The sequence below is a fragment of the Planotetraspora thailandica genome (genome assembly GCF_016863335.1).
In the GTDB taxonomy this organism is placed as follows: Bacteria; Actinomycetota; Actinomycetes; order Streptosporangiales; family Streptosporangiaceae; genus Planotetraspora; species Planotetraspora thailandica.
The window spans coordinates 32,953-50,247 of record NZ_BOOR01000008.1; the positions used below are offsets into that span (position 1 = coordinate 32,953).

The 17,295-nt window shown below is 69.2% G+C and carries 18 protein-coding genes; 8 read left to right on the forward strand and 10 right to left on the reverse strand.

Going from position 1 to position 17,295, the window contains the following annotated elements; all coding sequences use genetic code 11:
• Nucleotides 1-67: 67 nt before the first annotated feature.
• Nucleotides 68-1,330, reverse strand: a complete 1,263-nt coding sequence (locus Pth03_RS07245) for a hypothetical protein (RefSeq protein WP_203943356.1) — start codon at nucleotides 1,328-1,330, stop codon at nucleotides 68-70.
• Nucleotides 1,331-1,371: 41 nt separating this feature from the next.
• Nucleotides 1,372-2,010 carry a CAP domain-containing protein gene (locus Pth03_RS07250; RefSeq protein ID WP_203943357.1) on the reverse strand — a complete coding sequence of 213 codons (639 nt, stop codon included), beginning with the start codon at nucleotides 2,008-2,010 and terminating at the stop codon, nucleotides 1,372-1,374.
• A 401-nt stretch (nucleotides 2,011-2,411) separates the two neighbouring features.
• Here Pth03_RS07250 and rplM point away from each other — a divergent pair, with 401 nt between their 5' ends.
• The 3 genes from rplM to glmM are packed head-to-tail and all read left to right on the forward strand — an operon-like array spanning nucleotide 2,412 to nucleotide 4,763.
• Complete coding sequence (gene rplM, locus Pth03_RS07255) at nucleotides 2,412-2,855, forward strand: 50S ribosomal protein L13 (RefSeq protein WP_203943358.1); 444 nt, start codon at nucleotides 2,412-2,414, stop codon at nucleotides 2,853-2,855.
• Between the two features lie 29 nt (nucleotides 2,856-2,884).
• A complete protein-coding gene (gene rpsI / locus Pth03_RS07260) occupies nucleotides 2,885-3,406 on the forward strand; it encodes a 30S ribosomal protein S9 (RefSeq protein WP_203943359.1) in 522 nt (173 codons plus the stop codon).
• 1 nt (nucleotide 3,407) lies between these two features.
• Nucleotides 3,408-4,763, forward strand: coding sequence for a phosphoglucosamine mutase (glmM, locus tag Pth03_RS07265; RefSeq protein WP_203943360.1), 1,356 nt, complete (start codon nucleotides 3,408-3,410; stop codon nucleotides 4,761-4,763).
• Between the two features lie 63 nt (nucleotides 4,764-4,826).
• On the opposite strand, the gene Pth03_RS07270 is transcribed toward glmM, so the two are convergent.
• The 8 genes from Pth03_RS07270 to coaA form a co-directional block, all read right to left on the reverse strand.
• Nucleotides 4,827-5,291 (reverse strand): hypothetical protein, encoded by a 465-nt coding sequence (locus tag Pth03_RS07270; RefSeq protein ID WP_203943361.1) that lies wholly within the window; start codon nucleotides 5,289-5,291, stop codon nucleotides 4,827-4,829.
• Between the two features lies 1 nt (nucleotide 5,292).
• Nucleotides 5,293-6,642, reverse strand: a complete 1,350-nt coding sequence (locus Pth03_RS07275) for an AAA family ATPase (RefSeq protein ID WP_203943362.1) — start codon at nucleotides 6,640-6,642, stop codon at nucleotides 5,293-5,295.
• A gap of 82 nt (nucleotides 6,643-6,724) precedes the next feature.
• Complete coding sequence (locus tag Pth03_RS07280; RefSeq protein ID WP_203943363.1) at nucleotides 6,725-7,441, reverse strand: ABC transporter permease; 717 nt, start codon at nucleotides 7,439-7,441, stop codon at nucleotides 6,725-6,727.
• Between the two features lie 231 nt (nucleotides 7,442-7,672).
• Nucleotides 7,673-8,626, reverse strand: a complete 954-nt coding sequence (locus Pth03_RS07285) for an ABC transporter ATP-binding protein (protein ID WP_239118827.1) — start codon at nucleotides 8,624-8,626, stop codon at nucleotides 7,673-7,675.
• Complete coding sequence (locus Pth03_RS07290; protein WP_203943364.1) at nucleotides 8,623-9,492, reverse strand: ABC transporter permease; 870 nt, start codon at nucleotides 9,490-9,492, stop codon at nucleotides 8,623-8,625. Before Pth03_RS07290 ends, Pth03_RS07285 begins: the two co-directional genes overlap by 4 nt.
• On the reverse strand, nucleotides 9,489-10,418 hold the full coding sequence (locus Pth03_RS07295; RefSeq protein WP_203943365.1) for an ABC transporter ATP-binding protein: 930 nt from the start codon (nucleotides 10,416-10,418) through the stop codon (nucleotides 9,489-9,491). The genes Pth03_RS07290 and Pth03_RS07295 overlap by 4 nt, the downstream gene beginning before the upstream one ends.
• A gap of 91 nt (nucleotides 10,419-10,509) precedes the next feature.
• Nucleotides 10,510-11,451 (reverse strand): DUF389 domain-containing protein, encoded by a 942-nt coding sequence (locus Pth03_RS07300; RefSeq protein WP_203943366.1) that lies wholly within the window; start codon nucleotides 11,449-11,451, stop codon nucleotides 10,510-10,512.
• A gap of 46 nt (nucleotides 11,452-11,497) precedes the next feature.
• Nucleotides 11,498-12,439, reverse strand: a complete 942-nt coding sequence (gene coaA / locus Pth03_RS07305; RefSeq protein ID WP_373318512.1) for a type I pantothenate kinase — start codon at nucleotides 12,437-12,439, stop codon at nucleotides 11,498-11,500.
• A gap of 124 nt (nucleotides 12,440-12,563) precedes the next feature.
• On the opposite strand from coaA, the gene Pth03_RS07310 reads away from it, so the two are divergent.
• The 5 genes from Pth03_RS07310 to tsaE all read left to right on the forward strand — a co-directional run bounded on the left by Pth03_RS07310 (nucleotide 12,564) and on the right by tsaE (nucleotide 17,279).
• Nucleotides 12,564-12,914, forward strand: coding sequence for a holo-ACP synthase (locus Pth03_RS07310; protein WP_203943368.1), 351 nt, complete (start codon nucleotides 12,564-12,566; stop codon nucleotides 12,912-12,914).
• A 52-nt stretch (nucleotides 12,915-12,966) separates the two neighbouring features.
• Entirely contained in the window at nucleotides 12,967-14,481 is a 1,515-nt protein-coding gene (locus Pth03_RS07315) for an NAD(P)H-hydrate dehydratase (RefSeq protein WP_203943369.1), read from the forward strand.
• A 98-nt stretch (nucleotides 14,482-14,579) separates the two neighbouring features.
• Nucleotides 14,580-15,725, forward strand: a complete 1,146-nt coding sequence (gene alr / locus Pth03_RS07320) for an alanine racemase (protein ID WP_239118828.1) — start codon at nucleotides 14,580-14,582, stop codon at nucleotides 15,723-15,725.
• Nucleotides 15,726-15,750: 25 nt separating this feature from the next.
• Nucleotides 15,751-16,797, forward strand: a complete 1,047-nt coding sequence (locus Pth03_RS07325; protein ID WP_203943370.1) for an alpha/beta fold hydrolase — start codon at nucleotides 15,751-15,753, stop codon at nucleotides 16,795-16,797.
• 62 nt (nucleotides 16,798-16,859) lie between these two features.
• Nucleotides 16,860-17,279: a tRNA (adenosine(37)-N6)-threonylcarbamoyltransferase complex ATPase subunit type 1 TsaE gene (gene tsaE, locus Pth03_RS07330; protein ID WP_203943638.1), complete on the forward strand. Its 420-nt coding sequence runs from the start codon at nucleotides 16,860-16,862 to the stop codon at nucleotides 17,277-17,279.
• The last annotated feature ends 16 nt before the right edge of the window (nucleotides 17,280-17,295 follow it).

Sequence of the window (17,295 nt, forward strand, 5' to 3'; positions counted from 1 at the left end):
CCGCATGGGCGCAGGTGCGCGTTCGTCCGAATAGATCACCTTATGAAGGCACTGGTGACCACGCTGCTCAGGCGTGCCCTCCGGTGAGCGACCGGGTCTCGAGGGCCGGGAAGACCGTGGCGTCGGTGATGTCGACCGCGGCCTGATAGAGCTGCTTCAGCCCTGCGTTGCTCGGCTTGTGCCCGTCCTTGAACTGGAACCACAACAAAACGGCGTAGTGGCCGTGCGTCCAGCCGCCCGCGTACGCGTCGCCGTCACCGAGCTTCTTGGTGACCGTGTCCTTGCCGGGAAGCGGCTTGAGCCAGTCGGTCCGCTCCTTGCCGCCACCCGCCGAGGCGACCTTCTTCGCGGCGGCCGAAGTCTTCAGATTCGCGACGCCGATCGTTCCGATGATGTTGCCCTTGGCATCCCGGAAGCTGGCACGGATCATCTGGGTGCAGCCGCCGGACTTCAGCGCCGCCTTGAGCTTCGACCCGGAGTTCGTGCCGGAGATGCCGTCGGCACAGGTCTTGTCCTTGTGGTAGATGGTCATGGCGTAAGTGCGGCGGCTCTGGGTCACCTGCTTCTTGCCGAACAACTCCTTGATCGACAAGGGGGTTTTATCCGTCGCCCTCGACTCGGCGTAGCCGTACTTGCCCGGAGGGGCCTTCGGCACGCTGATCGTCGGCGTCGGCATGACCTGGGTGCGCACCGGCGCGGAGTCGCCCTTGGAGGCGACCCACAACCCCAGGAACAGGGCGGCGATCAACGCCACCAGTCCGACGCCCAGCACGGCGGGGCGCCGCCAAAGCGGCTTGGGGGCGTACGGGTCCCAGTCGTTGCCCGGTCCGTCCTGAGGCGACGGCGGGGCGGGGGGCATGGCCGGGTTCTGGCCGGTGCCGTATCCCTCCGGGGGAGTCTGGCCGTAGGGACCGCCCGAATTGGGGCCGTTGCCGAACGGGTCATCCGTGTTCGCCGTGTACGCCGGGGCCTGTCCCGAGGTGCCGGGCCAATGGCCGGCCTGGCCGCCGTACGGGTCCTGCTCGTAGCCGGGCCCCTGCCCGAACCCTCCTTGCACGTCGTACGGCGAGGTCTCCTGCCGGGTGGAGCCGTACGGGTCACCTGTGCCGTAGGGCGACGCCGAGCCGTACGAGGGGTCCTGCCGGGGCCCGCCTGCCGCGCCGAACGGCCCGGGCATGTCGCCGGTGCTGTAGGGCGAGGGCTCCCGTGGCGGCGCGCCGAACGGCGAGGCGATCTCGTCGTCCTGGTACGGGGGAGCGTCCCGCCTGAGCGGCGAGTCGGACGGCGTGTACGGCTGGCGATGTGGTTGCTGGTCGCCCGGATAACCCATGCGCCCGAGATTAGCCGGGTATCAGGGCACATGAGGAAGGGTCACGAATACCCGAAGTCCTGGGTCCACCACGGGCCGCCCGGACCGAGGGCCACCCAGACCCCCGTCGCCTCCAGCCTGCAGTTGAGAATGTTGCGGCTGTGGCCGGGGCTGGCCATCCAGCCACGGACGGCTGCTTCGGCACTCTGGTAGCCGCGGGCGATGTTCTCCGCGCCGCCGTCCTTGTAGCCCGCATCGGCCATGCGCGACCAGGGGGTCTCCCCGCCGGGGGAGTCGTGGTCGAAGTCGTTGCTTCGCGCCATCTCCAGCGAGTGCATCATCGCCGACTTGACGAGCCGCGGATCCACGCGCAGCGGGCCGCACCCCGCCTTGCGGCGTGCGGCGTTGACGAGGTCCACGACCTTCTTGCTCGCGAAGCCCTTGACCATCCGGCCGTTCCCGCGGTTGCCGCCGGGGCCGCGCTGCCGGCCTGGGGTCCCCTTGGCTTGAGGGGACGGCTGGGCGATCGGCGCCGATGAACGCGAGGGAGGCGACGCGGCCCGGGAGGCATGCTGCAGCGGCGGGCGGTCCCGGGGGGATTTCGCTGTCCCGGTCGGTGAAGGCTGGGAATTGCGCAGGTAGACGTGGTCGACGTCGTCGCCGTTCATCGACAGCCTGCCGATCACGATGCCGACGAGCATCACGGCCATCACACACGCCAGTGCGCCAACGCGGGTCCCGCGCCGGGCCGTCCACCGGTTATGCCGGGTGTGAGGGGTCTGCCACATAGCGCAGTTAAATATAGGGATCTATGGCATGTGGTAGAAGGGGACAGCGGGAAAGTATTTGCTGAGCTTTCAAATGTTTATCGGAGCCGGGCCCCGCCGCCCCTTTTGCCTGGCCGTACCGGCGGGTGGCGGCTCGTCGTTTTGACCCGGCCGTGAGAGGTCGGTTAGTCTGCTAGTTCGTTGTGTGTGGACCGGTCTCAGAGACGACCGGTACACGGCGCGTCCGGCGTCTTCTCCCGTTCTTGTGGAGACGGAGGTTGTCGCCGTGCCTGCGCAACCTACCGAGAGTTCACATCCCGACAGAAGGCACTGCCGTGCGCACGTTCTCACCGAAGCCCAACGACGTCGAACGTCAGTGGTACGTCATCGACGCCACCGACGTCGTGCTCGGCCGGCTGGCCAGCCACGTCGCCACCCTCCTTCGCGGCAAGCACAAGCCGATCTTCGCGCCCCACGTCGACACCGGTGACTTCGTCATCGTCATCAACGCGGACAAGGTCGCCCTGACCGGCAACAAGCTCGAGCAGAAGAAGGCATACCGTCACTCGGGTTACCCCGGCGGTCTGCGCGCCGTGTCCTACGGCGAGCTCATGGAGAAGCGCCCGGACCGAGCCGTGGAGAAGGCGGTCAAGGGCATGCTGCCCAAGAACGCCCTCGGCCGGCGGATGGCGAAGAAGCTGAAGGTCTACGCCGGAGCCGAGCACCCGCACCAGGCCCAGAGGCCGGTGCCCTTCGAGATCACCCAGATCGCCCAGTAACGCCGAGCCAGGAAAGTAAGAGGAGAACCGTGGCCGAGCCCACCGGTACCGAGACGCTCGTCGAGGGCGAGCTGGAAGACTTCTCCGCGGAGGAGTTCCCGTCCGAGTACACCACCGAGTCCACCCCTGCGAGCGACGCCCCCGTGCGCAAGCCCGTCACCACGGGCAACTCGTACGGCACCGGCCGCCGCAAGGAGGCCGTCGCCCGTGTCCGCATCGTGCCGGGCACCGGCAAGTGGACGATCAACGGCCGTCCGCTGGACGTCTACTTCCCGAACAAGGTCCACCAGCAGATCGTGAACGAGCCGTTCGTCGTGCTCGGCGCTGAGGACCAGTTCGACGTCATCGCCCGCATCGACGGCGGCGGCGTGACCGGCCAGGCCGGTGCGCTGCGCATGGGCCTGTCCCGCGCGCTCGCCATTCTGGACGCCGAGGTCAACCGCCCGCCGCTGAAGAAGGCCGGCTTCCTCACCCGTGACGCCCGCGCCACGGAGCGGAAGAAGTACGGCCTCAAGAAGGCCCGCAAGGCTCCGCAGTACAGCAAGCGTTAAGTTGGGGCGCCTTTTCGGCACCGACGGGGTACGTGGGGTCGCGGGTCGCGACCTCACCGCGGAACTGGCCATGGATCTGTCCGTGGCCGCCGCGCATGTCCTCGGCGATGCTGGGGCGTTCCACGCCAGCGTCGGGCGGCGCGGCCGCCCGATCGCCGTCGTAGGCCGGGACCCTCGAGCCTCAGGAGAGTTCCTGGAGGCTTCTGTGGTCGCCGGCCTCGCGTCGTCTGGCGTGGACGTGCTCCGGCTCGGCGTGCTGCCCACCCCGGCGGTCGCTTATTTGACATCCGCACTGGGAGCCGACCTCGGCGTCATGCTGTCCGCGTCCCACAACCCGGCCCCGGACAACGGGATCAAGTTCTTCACCCGCGGCGGCTTCAAGTTGCCCGACGCGGTGGAGAACGAGATCGAGAACCGTCTCGGTGAGAAGTGGGAACGCCCGGTCGGCTCCTCCGTGGGCCGGGTCCGGGAGGCGTACGGCGAGGCCGACCGGTATGTGACCCACCTTCTGGGCGCCCTGCCCCACCGTCTCGACGGTTTGCAGGTGGTCGTGGACTGCGCGCACGGCGCGGCCCACATGGTCGCCCCCGAGGCGTTGCTGCGGTCGGGCGCGGTGGTGGAGACCATCGGCGCCAGCCCGGACGGTCTCAACATCAACGATGGTGTCGGATCGACCCACCTGGACGGCCTCAAGCAGGCCGTCGTCGAGCGCGGCGCCGATCTCGGAGTCGCCTACGACGGCGACGCCGACCGTTGTCTCGCGGTGACCGCCGAGGGCGACGAGATCGACGGCGACCAGATCATGACGATCCTCGCGCTCGCGATGCGGGACGCCGGCCGACTGGTCGAGAACACCGTGGTCGCCACCGTGATGTCCAACCTCGGATTCAAGATCGCTCTCCGGAACGCCGGGCTGACCATGGTGGAGACCGCCGTGGGTGACCGGTACGTCCTGGAGGCGATGCAGGAGGGCGGGTTCAACTTCGGCGGGGAACAGTCCGGTCATGTGATCATGCTCGATCACGCCACGACCGGTGACGGGCTCCTCACCTCACTGCATCTGATGGCCGAGGTGGCGAAGTCGAAGCTCTCGCTGTCCGAGCTCGCCTCGGCGATGACCAAGCTGCCCCAGGTGCTGATCAACGTGCGCGACGTCGCCAAGGCGAAGGCGTCCGCGCCCGAGCTGCTGGCCGCCGTCGCCAAGGCCGAGGCGGATCTCGGCGACTCCGGCCGGGTGCTGATCCGGCCGAGCGGCACCGAACCCATGATCCGCGTGATGGTCGAGGCCGAGTCGCACGACAAGGCGTCGTCCGTGGCACAGCACCTGGCGGACGTCGTCCGCACGGTCTGCGCCTGACCGTTTCGCCAGGGCCTCCCCGCACTCGGGTGCGGGGAGGCCCTTCGCGTTTCCGGCGCACCGCTACGAATGCGCGCTGAGCTGCCCGTCAAGGGTCCAGATTCCGACCTCTACTCCGGTGACTCGCTGCAGATAGAGCTGCCTTTCGGCGAGTATGCAGAGATCGCCGAGGCCGAGGCCTGTCGTCGCGTGGTCGGTCAGGCTCGTGTGCGTTCCCGCTCCAGTCAGGAGTTCGCGTAAGAAGCCTTCTCCCCACTCGACTGTGTGGAGGACCCAAGGGGCCTGACCGCTGATGACCAGTTCGAGCAGTTGCGAGAGGCGGTCGGCCCGGTCGCGTCGCTCGTGCCCGCGCGGAAGTTGGGCGATGTGATTACCTGTCTCGATGACGCTGGTGACCGGCAGGATCAGGTCGCAGGCCGTCTTCCTGTGCCGCAGCTCGCGCTGGACCTGCTCCCGGTCCTGGTTCTTTCCCGGGACGTCACGGAGGTTGCAGAGGATCGAGGTGTCCACGAACTCCACTCGGCGCATGTCAACCCAATCCCATGAGCCGGTCGAAGGCGGTGAAGTCGCGCTGCGGTTCTTGGCTGTGTTCGAGCATTCCGGATGTCGCGATGTCACCCAGTGAACCCTTGGCCATGAGACTCGGATATCCGTGAACCTCTGGCAGTCGATCGAGCCGGGAAAGACCGGTGTCACGGTCACGCGTACAGACAACGACGCTCTGGTGATCCTTGGCGTCCAATGCGGACAGGAGAGCCGGGCTGTGAGTCGTGAAGATCACTTGTGTGTCCTGCGCGGAGCTCGAACGTTTCACAAGATCGAGTGAGCGGGCCGCCTGCGAAGGATGGAGCCCGTTTTCGAGCTCTTCGATCACGATGGTCACGGGACGGCCCTCATCGGCGAGGTCGCGTCCCCCGAGGTCGAGGTCGCGACCCTTGCGCAACAGGGCGGCGGCGATCGCCATGAAACGCAGGAGGCCGTCGCTCATCTCGCGCGCCGGAGTCGTCGCTGTTCCTTCCCTGAGGGCGAGCATCACGTCGTTCAGTTCGGATCTGATGACCTCGACGCCAGTGACCTCATGCTCGACAAGGGCCTGGACGAGGCGCACAAGTTCGGTGAACTGCTCGGGGTCGCGCTCCGCCATCTGCCCGATGACCGCCGAGAGGTTCTCCGCGGTACGGCGCAGCCGCACGTCCCGCCCAGGAACGTACTGACGCATGAGATGCGGAATGGGGTCGAGATGGAACACGCCTCGCAACGCCTCCAAGACGTCCTCGGCTGCTTGAGCAACATGCTGTTCGACCTTCGTGTCCCGCGCAAGTCGCAGAGGAAGTTGCGTCGTCAGTAGTCTGTTCGATCTGAAGGCGGCTCGCGGATCACGGCCCCGCGTTCCTCGATACCATGTCGCGCCAATGCTTCCGGGACCCGGTGACGGACCGTTGGTGTTCAGCAAAGTGTGCCACGCTCGTTCTTCGGCGTCCCGAGTCCGGCGATGCGATCCTGAAAATCCGCGCAGCGTCTCGCTCACGATTTCAGGCTCAGGACGCACACGCACTGTGACGTCGAGATCGACGACTATGTATCCGGTGTTCAGGCGCTCAGAGGTAACCCTGCAGCCGAGACGAAACTCGTCGGAGCCGTGTGGCGGACATCCCTCCATGCCTCCCCGTAGAGGTCCTTCGTCACCTCGACGGCTGTCGAGGGCATCGACGATGTCACCACCGGAGGCCAGGCGGGAGAGAACTTCAAGCCCATCAAGTGCATTAGATTTCCCGCTGCTGTTCCGTCCGATAAGAACGGTCATGTCTGACAAATCCAGAGTTGCGCCCTGGAACGTCTTGAACGACGCGAGGTGAAGTTCAAGAAGCCGCGGATTCATGGGCTCAGCGTATCCTCACGTCCAATGCCAAGAATGAGGAGTTCGCGGGCTGTGCCACACCACATGGTCGCTGGCCGGAAGGTCACTCCTCGCCGGTGAGGGACAGGGAGCGCAGGCGCTGCCCGGCCCACAGGACTGAGCCGATCGTCACGACGATCAACGCGGGTACGGCGAAGCTCAGCTTGACGTCCGTGGAGAAGAAGGCCGACGACGAGATCTGGTCGGCGATCGACGTGGCCCACTGCTGGATGGACAACGTCCGCGCCCCGGGCACGTATCCGCCCACCAGGCCCTCCCACACCAGGGCGTAGATGATGCCGATCGTGACCGCGTGGCGGGTGAGCACCCCCAGCAGCAGGAAGACCGCCGCATACGCCACGCCGCCGGCCAGGGAGCCGAGGGCGAAGCCGTAGGCCACTCCCGACTCGTCGCGGACCATGATGTAGCCCGCCACGAACGTGGACACCGCCCCGAACGCCGCGACCAGCGACGCCGCCACCATGAACTTCGTCAGCACGATCACCGGGCGGGAGATCGGCTTGGCCAGCAGGTGCATGATCGTGCCGTCCTCGATCTCCGGCCCGATCACCCCCGTCCCGGCGATGAGCCCGAGAAGCGGCAACATCGTGCTGATCGAGAAGGTCCGCATCAGGATGACCGCGGTGTGCTCATCCCACCCGCCGATCAGCCTCAGCAGCGCCGCCATGCCGATCAAAGCCACCGGCAGCAGCACGAGCAGCCAGATGCGCTTGCGCCCCAGCATCGCCCGATAGGTGATATCCGCCACGACTGCGTTCATCGGTCTCGCTCCGCTCGACTGCTCATCGGCGCGCCTGAGGCGCTGCCTTCCTTCGGCGCTCGGGGCTCGTGCCTCGCCCGCTCGCTTCTCTGTCCAGGCAGCGCCGCGCCGATTCGCGGGTTCATCGGTCTCGCTCCGCTCGACTGGTCATCGGCGCGCCTGAGGCGCTGCCTTCCTTCGGCGCTCGGGGCTCGTGCCTCGCCCGGCCGACTCGCGGGTGGGCAGGGATGCTCATGTCGAGCTCCTGGAGATCAGGTAGGCGAAGACGCTTTCCAGGTCCTCGTCGGTGGGGGAGACCTGCCACAGGTGGACGTCGATGTCACGGGCGAGCCGGGGCAGCAGCCAGGTGAAGCGGCGGAAGTCCGTGGCCTGCACTTCAATCCCCTGCTCGGTCATCGACACCGCGCTGGACGATGGGTCGGCGATCAGCGCCGCGGCCAGCCGCCTGTCGTCGCTCGACCGCACCCGGAACAGGTGGGGCCGGTCGGTCATCCGCCGGCGGATCTCCCGGTAGTCGCCCGATGCGGCATGCCGTCCGGCGACGAGGACTTCGATCTGCTGGGCGACCCGCTCGACCTCTTCGAGGATGTGCGAGCTGAAGAGGATCGTACGGCCGGCGGCCCCGAGCTCGCGGATGAGCTCCATGAGGTGCAGCCGCTGGCGGGGGTCCATACCGTTGAACGGCTCGTCGAGCAGCAGCACCTGGGGCTTGTGCACCAGCGCCGCCGCCACCTTGACCCGCTGGCGCATGCCCTTGGAGTAGGTCTCGATCCTGCGGTCCTTGGGCTTTTTCATGTCCACGAGATCGAGGGCCTGCGCCGCGGCCTCCTCAGGGGAGGGCAGCCCGTGCAGCCGCGCGGCCGACAAAACGAACTGCCAGCCGGTGAGGAAGCCGTAGACGGCCTCCTTCTCAGGAACGAGCCCGATGAGCCGGTAGATCTCGTGGTTGCGCCAGATGCGCTGCCCGTTGAGTGTGGCCGTGCCGCCCGAGGGCGCGAGGAACCCGGCCATCATGTGGAGCAGCGTGGACTTGCCCGCGCCGTTGGGGCCCAGCAGGCCGGTGACGCCAGGGCCGATCGTCATCGTGACGTCGTTGACGGCGACGACGTTGCCGTACCACCGGGACACCTGGGTGAGCTCGACGACGCTGTGCCGCGTGGCGGTCTGAGCGGAGGTCATGGTCATGACGACGTCGCCTTCCGGTAGCGGAGCACGAGGCCGGACAGGGCGGCGGCGATCACGCCGATCACGATCAGGCACGCCCACGGGCCCGGGGGATAGCCCGTCCCGTTGGACGGCGGGGTACCGAACAGCGACACCTGTACGGCGTCGACCAGGAAGAACGGATTGATCAGCATCGCCCATTTGGCTGTGTCGTCCTGGCCCATCGACTCGAACGCGCCGTAGAACACCAACGAGACGGTCGAGGCGAACAGGTAGAACGCGATCACCGAGGCGACGCCGAGCCCGCGCCGCGGCGTGAAGGAAGCGAGGGCGAGGCCGAGCGAGGCGAGCAGCACGGCGAGTACGGCGGCGCTCACCATCGAGGCGACGTAGTCGGTCGTGTGCGGCGGTCCCGGCAGGTCCACCAGGAGTTCGCCGATGAACAGGAGGGTGAGCGGCGTCGCGAGCACCAGGAACATGGCGGACGTCATCGCGGCGAGCTTGGCCCCGAGGTAGTCGAGCACGGTCACCGGACGGGACAGATACAACGGGAGCACCTGGAAGCGCAGGTCGGGCGCGACGAGGTAGGGCGCCTGCGCGGCGAGGAAGATGGCGAGCACGGGCTGCATGATCGTCGCGTAGTCGTGATACTGCAGGCCCTGCTGTTTGACCAGCGCCATGATGGCGATCGACACCACGGCCGGGAGCAACATGATCATCGCCAGCAGGAACGGCATGATCTTGGCCTTGGCCGTACGGCCGAGCCCGAAGACGCCCCTGAGGCTGTGGCGGGTGAGCGCGGCGACCACGTGACCGCGGCCGAGCCGTTCACCCTCGTAGTGGCGGTATCCGATGTCGTGGATGACCCCGGTCGGCTGGATCGTCATGCTGCCGGCTCCTTGAACACGTCCTCGATGTGGCCGCGCCGCTGCTCCAGCCGTACGAGGTTGAGGTTGAGATCGCAGACGGCGTCACGCACCGCGTCGTAGGTGCGCCCGGCCTCGTCGTGGGCGGGCACCTGGACGGTCAGCAGTCTCCCCTGTACGGCCACGGCCTCGCCTGCGGCGGTCAGGCGCTCGGCGAGGGACTGCAAGCCGTCCTCGACTTCGACGGCGATCGCCTGGGTGGCCTGGGTGAACTCTCCGATGGACGACGAGCGCAGCAACCGGCCGGAGTCGATCACGATGACGTGGTCGCAGACGCGTTCCAGCTCGCCCAGCAGGTGGGAGGTGACGAGCACGCTGATGCCGAAGTCGGCGCCGATGCGCCGGATCAGCGCCAGCATCTCGTCGCGCCCCTGCGGGTCGAGGCCGTTGGTCGGCTCGTCGAGGAAGACCAGGCGGGGGTCGTGGACGAGGGCCTGGGCGAGCTTGACCCGCTGGCGCATGCCCGTGGAGTAACCGCCGATGGGGCGGTAGCGCTCCTCGTAGAGGCCGACGTGCCGCAGCGTGTCGGCCGCCCGCTCCCGGGCCGCCGTGCGGGGCAGGCCCGACATCTGGGCCATGTGCACCACGAACTCGGTGGCGGACACGTCGGGCGGGAGGCAGTCGTGCTCGGGCATGTAGCCCACGACCCGGCGGATGTCCACCCCCTGCGTGGCGGTGTCCATGCCCAGCACGTGGGCGCGGCCGGAGGTGGCCGGCTGCAGGCCGAGCAGGATCTTGATCAGGGTGGACTTGCCCGCTCCGTTGGCGCCGACCAGGCCGGTCACCCCGGCCTCGGTCGTGACCGTGAGGTTCTCGAGCGCGGTGACCCGGGGGAATTGTTTGGTCAGCCCCTCGGTCGAGATGCAGGCGGTGACGCTCGGTGTCATGACCGGCACCCTACTTGGCGGGGCTGCCGGCGGGCCTCCTTCGTTGGGACGAATCGCACCTCAGCCTCAGGTGTACCGAGATCGCCGGGCGTCATGCCCGGGTCGCGGGTAGGCGGGGGCCGTACCTCCGCCACAGGCCGCGCTGCACCAGCAGCGTCGCCGTCCCCGCCACGACCATGCCGGCGATGTTCACGACGAGTTGCAGCGCGGAGCCGCCGACCTCGGGCCACCGTCCCAGAGCCAGGGCGACCGCCATGTATCCGGCCGCGGGCACGGTCGTGACCGAGATGAACACGCCGACCAGCGCCGACGACTTGCCCGCCGTGACGGACAGCACCCCGGCGGCGCCCGCGAGCAGCGCCACGATGAACGACCACCGGTCGGGCATCACGATGAAATGCACCTCGTCGTTGTGTCGCAACATGTCGGGCTCGACCCAGCCGAGCCCGCGCGAGACGAAGGCGCAGGCGAACGTCACGGCTACGGCGGTCGCGAAACCCGCGAGCAACGTGCGGACGGCCGTACCGACCAGGGCCCACCTCACCGTCAGCAACCCGAAGCAGATCGCGGAGACGGCACCGAACTCGGGGCCGAGCACCATGGCGCCGACGATCAGGATCTGGGAGGGGATGAGCACGCCGATGGCCGCGATCTGGGTGGCGATGGCGAGGAAGGCGAGGAACGCCCACGTGCCGCGTGAGTCGGCGACGACCTTCTGGGCGAGCTGGTCCCAGATGACCGCGTCGTCGCCCTCGCCCGGCGCCTTCTCCTCCGCTTCGACGGCGCCCCGCGAGATCGACACCGCGATGTCCTCGAGGGCGATCGAGCCGTCGTCGGCCAGGCCGAGATTCTTCAGGTCGGCGATCAGGTCGTCGGCGGCCTCCCGCGCCACGTCCGCGAGCACCACGTCGCCGGGAGGGCGACGGGCCGCCGAGGGCAGGAGCACGACGTTGGTCACGCCGGTGCCCCGCTCGAGCAGCTCCACGACCTTGTCCGTCCGGTCGGGCGGGGTGATCACCCGTAGATGCAGCACTCCCCGATTATGTACGGCGGAACCGCGCCGGGAGCGGCGTGAAAACTCAGGTGCGGCGCAGCCGCACCTGCCGGACGGAGTGGTCCGGCCCCTTGCTGAGGATCAGGCCTGCCCGGGCGCGGGTGGGGGCGATGTTCTCCACGAGGTTGACCTCGTTGATGTCGCGCCACACGTTCCTGGCGAACTCGGTGGCGTCCTCGTCGGACAGTTCCGCGATGTTCTTGAAGTACGACCGGGGATCGGAGAACGCGGTGCGGCGAAGCTTGTGGAACCGGTCGACGTACCAGTTCCTGATGTCCTCGACGGCGGCGTCCACATAGATGGAGAAGTCGAAGTAGTCGCAGACCGCCAGCGCCGTGGGCGGGGCGGGCTGGAGCACGTTGAGCCCTTCGACGATCAGGATGTCGGGCCGCCGGACCGTCTGGGCCGCGCCCGGCACGATGTCGTATTCGAGGTGGCTGTAGACCGGGGCGTCGACCGAGGCGCGGCCGGACTTGACGTCGGCGACGAAGCCCACCAGCGCCCGCCTGTCGTAGCTTTCCGGGAAGCCCTTGCGGTGCATGATCCCGCGCTCTTCCAGCACCTTGTTGGGGTAGAGGAAGCTGTCGGTCGTCACCAGGTCGACCCGGGGGTGTTCCGGCCAGCGGGCCAGCAGGGTGTGCAGGAGCCGGGCGGTCGTCGACTTGCCGACGGCCACGCTCCCCGCGATCCCCAGCACGTACGGCACGCGCTCCTCGGGCTCGCCGAGGAAGGCGCCCACGGCGGCGCTGCGCTGGCGCGAGCCGGTGAAGTGCAGGTTGAGCAGGCGGGTGAGCGGCAGATAGATGTCGGTCACCTCGGCGAGGTCGATCGGGTCATCCACGCCCCGCAGCTCTTCCAGCTCCGCCTCAGTCAGGGTCAGCGGCGTGTTCTTGCGAAGGTCGCGCCACTGGTTCCGGCTGAGCTCGACATATGCGTCTCCATCTGCCACGTCGGAAGAGTATTCGATCGCTTTGCGGAGGACCGAGGCCGGGTCGTGCACAGCCTGTGGACAAAAATCGATGGATTACTTATGTGATGAAGTGGGAAAGATGCCCCGACACCCCTCATTCTTTGCGGCGTACGCTGGCCGAGTGATCGTGGGCATCGGGGTTGACGTGGTCGACGTGGCGCGTTTCCGTGCGGCGCTCGAGCGCACCCCCGCGCTCCGGACGCGCCTGTTCACCGAGGCCGAGCAGACGTTGCCGCCGGCCTCGCTGGCGGCGAGGTTCGCCGCGAAGGAGGCCGTGGCCAAGGCTCTGGGCGGGCCGCCCGGCCTCAGCCACCGGGAGGCCGAGGTGGTCAAGGACGCCGACGGACGGCCTGCCGTACAGGTGACCGGCCGGGCCGCGGAGGTGGCCGGCGAACTCGGGGTCACCCGCTGGCACGTGTCGCTCTCGCACGACGGCGGAGTGGCGATCGCCTATGTGGTCGCCGAGTCCTGACCCCCGGGGGCGCTGATCGCGGCCGGGACGGCCGAGGGTTACCGTCGGACGCATGCGGACCGCCTACACCTCCGACCAGATCCGGGCCGCCGAGCAGGCGCTCATGGCCGAACTGCCCGAGGGCACGCTCATGCAGCGGGCGGCGGCGGGCCTGGCCGTCGTGTGCGCCCGCCTGCTCACCGGAGTGCACGGCCGGGTGTACGGCTCCCGCGTCACGGTGCTCACCGGCAGCGGGGACAACGGGGGCGACGCCCTGTTCGCCGGGGCCCGGCTCGCGCGCAGGGGAGCCAGGGTCGTGGCCGTGCTCGCCGGGTCGCGCACCCATCAGGCGGGTCTTGACGCGCTGCTGAAGGCCGGCGGACGCGCGACCGCCTACACGCCGCAGGCCGCAGAGGAACACATCGCCGACGCCGACCTCGTGATGGACGGGCTCGTCGGCATCGGCGGCAGCGGCGCGCTGCGAGAGCCGTACGGCACGCTCGCCGGGATGCTCGCGGGGACGCGGGCGGTCGTGGTGGCGGTCGACGTGCCGAGCGGGGTCGACGCGAGCACGGGTCAGGTCGGCGGGAACACCGGGCAGGTCGACGGCCCGGCCGTGCGGGCCCACATGACGGTGACGTTCGGCGCGTACAAGAGCGGCCTGCTGATCCACCCCGGCGCCACGCACGCGGGCGCCGTCGAGCTGGTGGACATCGGGCTCGGCCCCCATCTGCCCGATCCCGACGTCGTCGCGCTCACCGACGAGGACGTGGCGGGGATGCTGCCGCGGCCCGCTGCCGAGTCGGACAAATACCGGCGGGGGGTCGTGGGGATCATCGCGGGAAGCGACAGATACACCGGCGCGGCTGTGCTGTCGGCAGGGGGAGCCGTGCGCGCGGGAGCGGGCATGGTGCGTTTCGCGAGCTCCGCCGAGCCGGTCGCCCTCGTCCGGGCACGCTGGCCCGAGGTGGTGACCACCGTTCTGGGCGCCGAGCCCGGGCGGGCGTCGATCGAGGAGGTCGGCCGGGTGCAGGCGTGGGTGCTCGGCCCGGGGATGGGGACGGGCCCCGAAGCCCATGCCCTCGCGGCGGCCGTGCTCGCGTCCGACGTCCCCGTGCTCGTGGACGCCGACGGGCTCACCATCGTGGCCGCCGACCGCGACCTCCTGCGCCGGTCGGCGCCGACGGTGATGACGCCGCACGCGGGCGAGCTGTCCCGGCTCCTGGGAGTGCCGAGGAAGCAGATCGAGGCCCGGCGCCTAGAGCACGTACGGCAGGCCGCGCGGGAGCTGGGCGTCACCGTGCTGCTGAAGGGCTCGACCACGCTGATCGCCGAGGTGGGCCGCCCGGTCCGGGCGATCACCACCGGCACGCCGTGGCTGGCCACCGGGGGCACGGGCGACGTGTTGTCCGGCATCGCCGGGGCGTTCATGGCGGGCGGGCTGAGCGGCTATGACGCCGTCTCCGCCGCGGCGCACGTGCACGGCCTGGCGGCCAGGATCGCCGCCAAGGGGCACGGGCCGGGTGAGGCTCCGATCGCCGCGCTCGACGTCGCGCTGGCACTGCCCGAGGCTCTGCGCCGCCTCTGACGACCTCCGGCGATACGCCTGGCAGGCCGCGTGACACGTGGTGCAGCCGAGATCTTTCATGGTGCCGGGCACCGGGGGGCACCTGACAGACTGGGGGAATGAGTTCCTCGACGGCGCGCCTGGTCACCCCGGCCGAGGCGCGTGTTGATCTCGCCGCCATCCGTCACAACGTCGCCCTCCTGGCCGGGCATGCTCCCGGTGCCACGCTGATGGCGGCAGTAAAGGCCGACGCCTACGGTCACGGCCTCGTGCCCGTCGCACGGGCGTGCTTGGAGGCGGGCGCCGCCCGGCTCGGCACCGCCTTCGTCCGCGAGGCGCTCGCCCTGCGTGCCGCGGGGGTGACCGCGCCCGTCCTGTCGTGGATCATCACGCCGGGTGAGCCGCTGGATGAGGCGCTGCTTCAGGACGTGGAGCTGTCGGCGAGCGCGCCCTGGGTGATCGACGAGATCACGGCGGCGGCCGGCCGTACGGGCAGGACCGCGCGCGTGCATCTGAAGGTGGACACCGGCATCTCGCGGGGCGGGGCGCCGATGGCGGAATGGCCGTCGCTGCTCGACAGGGCCCTGGCCGTACAGGCCGGGGGAGCCATCGAGATCGTGGGCATCTGGTCGCATTTCGCCTGCGCCGACATTCCCGGGCATCCGTCGATCGACGCGCAGGTCTCGACCTTCGACGAGGCGCTCGCGATCGCCGACAAGGCGGGCGTCTCCAGCGGCGTCATCAGGCACATCGCCAACTCGGCCGCCACGATGACGTTGCCCCGCGCCCGATATGACATGGTGCGCACGGGCATCGCCGTCTACGGCCTGAGCCCCGTTCCGGAGCTCGGCGGCTTCGGGCTGCGCCCGGCCATGACCCTCACGGCCCGGCTGGCCCAGGTCAAGCGGGTCCCCGCCGGTTCCGGCGTCTCCTACGGCCACCTGTACGTCACGGAGCGGGAGACGACGCTCGGCCTGGTCCCCCTCGGGTACGCCGACGGGATCATGCGCGACGCGACCAACCGCGGCGAGGTGCTGGCCTCGGGGAAGAGGCGCACGATCGCCGGTCGGGTCTGCATGGACCAATTCATGATCGACCTCGGGGACGACGTCGCGGAGCAGGGCGATGAAGTGATCATTTTTGGGCCAGGGGACCATGGTGAGCCGACATGTCAGGAATGGGCGGATTCCCTGGGCACGATCACTCATGAGATCGTGACGAGGATCGGGTCCCGCGTGCCTCGCGTCCACCTGGACGGACGCTGAGCAGCGGTTGCGAGGAGAAGCACGAATGAGCACACGTCGCAAGGTCGGCCTCGCCGGGGCCGTCGTCGGTGCGGCTTCGGCCGGCGTGGCCGCGGCGGCTCTGGCCAAGCGGTACGCGGTCGGCCGCATCCGGCTGCGCCCCGACCTGGAGGCCAACGAGCCGTTCGGCGAGCTTCGCGGGCGGCGGGAGACGGTCACGACCCCCGACGGGGTGCGCATCCACGCCGAGATCGACGGGCCGGACGACGCACCGCTCACCGTGGTGTTGTGCCACGGATACTGCCTGACGCTCGACTCCTGGCATTACCAGTGGCGCGACCTGCGCGAGTCCTACCGCCTGGTGATGTGGGACCAGCGCTGCCACGGCCAGTCGGGACGCTCGGAGGACTGCTCGATCGACCGGCTCGGCGAGGACCTCGCGCTCGTGCTCGACGAACTCGTCCCCGGCCCTTGCGTGCTGGTCGGGCACTCCATGGGCGGCATGACGATCATGGCGCTGGCCGACCGGCGGCCTGAGCTGTTCGGCGACAAGGTGCGGGGCGTCTCGCTCATCTCCACCTCCGCGGGCAAGCTGGCCGAGCTCACGCTGGGGCTGCCCGCCCTGGTCTCCAAGGTCGTGCACAAGGCCGTGCCCTCGGCGGTGTCGGTCATGCGCAGGAGCGGAAACCTCGTCGACCGCGGCCGGGAGGCGGGTACGGACCTGTCCTTTCTCGCGCTGCGCTACCTCGGCTTCGGCGACTCCAAGAGCGTGAGCCCCACCGTGGTCGACTTCGTCGAGTCGATGATCAGGGCCACGCCGAGTGAGGTGATCGCCGACTTCTACCCCGCGCTGATGTCGCACGACAAGCTGACCGCGCTCGACGTGCTCAACAAGGTGCCCACGGCGATCATCGTCGGCGAGCGCGACTGGCTGACCCCCCTCGACCACAGCAAGGCGATCGCGGCGGCGGTGCCGGCCGCGGAACTGACCACGGTGCCCGCCACCTCTCACCTCGTGCAGCTCGAACGGCCGGGTGTCGTCAACGACGCGCTGCGCGAGCTGCTGAAGCGGGCGGAAAGGGGCGAGACGTGAGCGTGACACCATCGGGCCCGCAGGCCGTCGAGCAGGAGATCGGCGCGGCGACCGCGGAGGAGATGCGGGCCGTGGGGGCCCGCCTGGCCACGCTGCTGGGCCCCGGCGACCTAGTCGTGCTCAGCGGGCCGCTCGGAGCGGGCAAGACCACACTCGTGCAGGGCATCGCCGACGGGCTCGGCGTGCGCGGGCCCATCACCTCGCCCACCTTCGTCATCGCCCGCGTGCATCCGTCGTTGTCCGGCGGCCCCGCCCTCGTCCACGCGGACGCCTACCGGCTGGGCGGCTCGCTGGAGGTCGACGACCTCGATCTGGACGCCTCGCTCGACGAGTCGGTCACGGTCGTCGAATGGGGCGAGGGTCTCGTCGAAGGGCTCTCCGACGAGCGGCTCGAGATCCACATCGAGCGCGGCGACGATGGCGAGCGGCGCCTGGTGCGGCTCCGCGGCGTCGGCGCCCGGTGGACCGGCGCCGTCCTCTGAGTCTCCGGCTCCGCCG